Genomic DNA, 3,848 nt, shown 5'->3' with positions numbered 1-3,848 from the left:
AATCTAAGGTTGACAGGCTCTTAATTCACCATCACAACCCCGGTGATACAGTCGCGTCCGATCTGTATCACGACCCAATGCTGACTACACCCTCTACATCTTGCACGTGATTCTTCTCGCCACCCTGATACAACGTCAGTTCCGATGACCGACTTCGCCTCTTAATGGCTCACGGAAAGTCAACGACGAGTGCCGCATTCGCGCTGTGTATTCATCAAAAAGTATATTATCAGTTATTGTATATTTTTCTTCACAGAGCTAAAAACTCACCGTGATTCTGGATTGCCCCAGACGGTTTTATCACCGCTGCTCAACAGGTGAGTATGAGCTTCAGTATTTCGTGGGACAATCTACTGGAACGGCTGGACGAGCTTCCGGAGAGCACTAAGCTGATCACGCCACTCTCTCACGATCGGTTCCGTATTCGCGATGTGCAACAGCAGCGGGTCATCATTGAATTTCTCGACAAGGATATCGACGATACACGCCCGCTCCAGCAGGACCAATTTGAGACGCTCTACCGGCGAGTCAGTGACGAACCCAGCGGATTCGAGCTCGACAGACTCCCACCTGATGCGGACGCATATCCTGCCGTATTGTCTCTCCATCCCCGCTTCGAAATCGATGAAGACGCCGGCGTGATCCTCGAGACAGACGGACCCACCACGAACCAGATCCTCGACGCCGGCGACCACGAAGACGGATCAGAACACGTGGACGAGCAACGGACCGAGCCGGATCTCGACGTGTATGCGGATGCGCTCTTACTCGTTGACGCACTGGAGCGACACGAGGTCACCAACCTCGAACAGATCGAGACGGACGTCCTCGTAGACCTCTACACGCTGCTTTCGGACGTCCAGCGGAACACCAACGACCTCCGGCAGGACGTAAGCGAGGTGCTACTCACCCGACTCCACCATGACCAACCCGTCTCTGGACCCTTCGGCTCTGTCCAACGGACGACGCGCCGCACTCGCTCGCTCAAACCCGACGAGGAAGTGCTGGAGACACTCGAAGACGCTGGAATCGACCGTGAGCGCGTGTTGGGCGTCGACCGCAGCAAGGTCGATGATGCACTCGAGGTGACGGCCCTCTCCGACACCGACGTGTATGACATCACCGAATCCGAATACGTGCGCAAAGCAGAGGTTGATGAGGAGCGCAAGGAAACGCGACTCCAAGGGCTGAAAGATCAGCTGGCGACGACAGAAGGAGACGAGGCTGAACAGCTCCGCGAGGAAATCGAGAACCTCGAAGACCGGATCGCAGAACTCACCGAGTTCAAATCCGGATCGCAGTTCCATACGCGTACGCAAGGTGGGCCCTGAGAGTCAGAGCGAGCGAACCGTCAGAGGTCACCTCAAAATATTAGTCGCTAGTCTGGCCGTGAAAGATGGTAGCGATGCCGCTCAAGATTATCTCGTGTTCACTCGGTATCTCGCGTGTTGTCAACGTCGGTCATCACGTCGGCGACTGTCGGGATGGCAGTGACTCGGTTGTAGAAGCGTCTTAACCAACATTTCAGCTTTTCGCCTATACTGTTGGTTAATCTCGAAGAAATGCAGTTCTCAATACAGCGTGTCATAGAATAGTTCTCATCTCTTTTTATCCACAATCTGTCAACAACCGCGTGCAAGATAGAGCGCGCGTATGTGGCACAAGTCATGGAACCACAATACTGGACGACAGATAGCTGAACAGATCCGCCTCAAATCCGTTCACGGGAGCCGAGAACATAGCCAAGGAAAATGATGGCTGCTGTCCCCGCGAACGTCTCGATACTTGCGACGATCGCAGGGATCCCACTCGGAGGCGGATCCGCAGCGGGAGGAGCTGTGGTGAACGTCACGATGCTGTAGTAGAGACTGTACCGTACCCCCCAGTCGGTCAGCTGCCAATACACGACAGTCGAACCAAAGTACAACAGGAGCATCCACCCCACAACTGGGAGCAGTCGAACGCCGTAGCCGGTGAAGATCCCCGAGAGCAACGACAAAAACCACGCACCTGTTCCTCTGATCCCCCCTTCGGCTTTCGCCTCGCGTCGCCGGGCCCGTCGCTCCCGGACCCGAGCTTTCCGCGCCCGACCCAGCAACCCGTTTGCACTGTAGGCCCTCCGAAGTTCCCCATATGTTCGGGCTTTCGTATCGTACTCACCTAGATCACGCCCACTGGAGCGGGGATCAAGCGACCTCCCAACGGTGGGAGAGAAGGTCGTCCCACGAGAGAGAGTTACATCAGTGCAACTCAGTTCAGCAAGCTTCGCGTCGGACAGGTCGGCCTCCCGGAGGTCCGCGCCGGATAAGTCGGCCTCCCGGAGGTCCGCACCGGACAGGTCGGCGTCAATGAGGAGCGCGCCGGACAGGTCGGCGCGCCAGAGCTTCGCGCCGGACAGGTCGGCGTCAAAGAGGTTCGTGCCGGACAGGTCGGCGCCAACGAGCTTCGCGCCGGGCAGGTCGGCCTCCCAGAGCTTCGCGCCGGGCAGGTCGGCCTCCCAGAGCTTCGCGCCGGACAGGTCGGCGCCAACGAGGTCCGCGCCGGGCAGGTCGGCGCCCCGGAGGTCCGCGTCGGGCAGGTCGGCGTCCCGGAGGTCCGCGTCGGGCAGGTCGGCGCCAACGAGGTCCGCGCCGGACAGGTCGGCGTCAAAGAGGTTCGCGTCGGACAGGTCGGCAAACCGGAGGTTCGCGTCGGACAGGTCGGCGCCAACGAGGTCCGCGCCGGACAGGTCGGCACTGTCCAACAGTTCAGCTGACCGGTCGCCACCACGGTTGTACTCGCGGTTCTCCGGTGTCTCTCGACGACACTCTAATTCATCGGTCGGCTTCTCGGCATCCGTCTCGGCGTGCCAGATACACCGATCGGAGTCCTCCCACGTTTCGCGCCAACAGCAATGGTGGGGCCGCGCCAAATCATCCGGGAGATCAACATCCGCGTCCTCGGGCCACCGGTAGCCACACCGGGTCGGTGGAACGGTCATACAGCAAACAGACATACAGACGATACGAGTGTTCCGGTCACAACAGCCGGTTGATTGAGGTTTGTACCCCCGCAAGAAGGCGGTATGACACACTGTTGGCAAATGTCATAGTTTAGGATAGATCCCGACGCTGATTACTCCACCATTTCACTAAGACAGTGCTGACTACAAGCTCTACATCTTGCATGCCATCTCAGACATCAATCGTATCTAGTAGTTCCTTCGCCGCTCAGTAGGCAGTTCTACTAACCGGCTAAGACTGATTCTATGACACGCTGCTCAATAGCCAAGCACTCGCCGCTCAAGTCGAGGTCGCGACACTAGGATTACTCTCACTCAGGTTGAGATACGGGATCGATAACGTCCTTGCATCCTGGACATTCCGCCCAGACACCCTGATCTCCGGACGCTTTTGCGTACCGAATGAGGACGTGTCTATTTGCGACTGTCTGGCCACAGACCGGACAGGTGCCAAGGACTGCTTCTGGATTGGGGGTCTCCATACGTGGCCTCGCTGTGTTGGGGGGGGAGGGACACGTGTGACACTATTATGATGTCGGCCCTCTACACCTCAGAGCCTATTTTTTGGTCCCTCAGGCTTGGTAACGAAGCCCAGTATTATATAACTCAGGTGAGCGGAGTGTAACTGGAGAATCCGTAGTACTGACAATCGGTGGCCGCTCACGGCTTGCCGATGTACTCTGACTTCATCGTCCCCTCATCACGATAATACCGATATAGGTAGGGACCATGCATATCCTGTTCACTACCATTCGCGCACTTACAACTGTCATCGCCGCATTTGACTTTCTCCTTGACGACGGTCCCTCGCTGTGAATCATCCGGATCAGCAACGGGATCAGCGGTA

General features: G+C 57.3%; 4 protein-coding genes. 1 reads left to right on the top strand and 3 read right to left on the bottom strand.

Going from position 1 to position 3,848, the window contains the following annotated elements; all coding sequences use genetic code 11:
• Positions 1–323 precede the first annotated feature (323 nt).
• Positions 324–1,331, top strand: coding sequence for a hypothetical protein (locus tag CHB65_RS16535; RefSeq protein WP_089386109.1), 1,008 nt, complete (start codon positions 324–326; stop codon positions 1,329–1,331).
• A 380-nt stretch (positions 1,332–1,711) separates the two neighbouring features.
• Here the strand turns inward: CHB65_RS16535 and CHB65_RS16530 are convergent, their stop codons facing one another.
• The 3 genes from CHB65_RS16530 to CHB65_RS17685 form a co-directional block, all read right to left on the bottom strand.
• A complete protein-coding gene (locus CHB65_RS16530) occupies positions 1,712–2,980 on the bottom strand; it encodes a pentapeptide repeat-containing protein (protein ID WP_089386110.1) in 1,269 nt (422 codons plus the stop codon).
• 332 nt (positions 2,981–3,312) lie between these two features.
• A complete protein-coding gene (locus CHB65_RS18115; RefSeq protein ID WP_449404584.1) occupies positions 3,313–3,483 on the bottom strand; it encodes a DUF7837 family putative zinc-binding protein in 171 nt (56 codons plus the stop codon).
• Between the two features lie 178 nt (positions 3,484–3,661).
• The coding region (locus CHB65_RS17685; RefSeq protein ID WP_321166760.1) for a DUF6788 family protein at positions 3,662–3,848 on the bottom strand (187 nt) is incomplete at its 5' end.

Source organism: Halorubrum vacuolatum, assembly GCF_900188065.1.
Classification (GTDB): Archaea; Halobacteriota; Halobacteria; order Halobacteriales; family Haloferacaceae; genus Halorubrum; species Halorubrum vacuolatum.
Note: the sequence above shows the minus strand (reverse complement) of the source record. Positions and strands in the feature narration are given on the sequence as shown.

Bases quoted from the DNA above. Each gene is read 5' to 3' on its own strand.
- CHB65_RS16530 (WP_089386110.1), bottom strand. From the start codon at position 2,980: ATGACCGTTCCACCGACCCGGTGTGGCTACCGGTGGCCCGAGGACGCG.
- CHB65_RS18115 (WP_449404584.1), bottom strand. From the start codon at position 3,483: ATGGAGACCCCCAATCCAGAAGCAGTCCTTGGCACCTGTCCGGTCTGT.
- CHB65_RS16535 (WP_089386109.1), top strand. From the start codon at position 324: ATGAGCTTCAGTATTTCGTGGGACAATCTACTGGAACGGCTGGACGAG.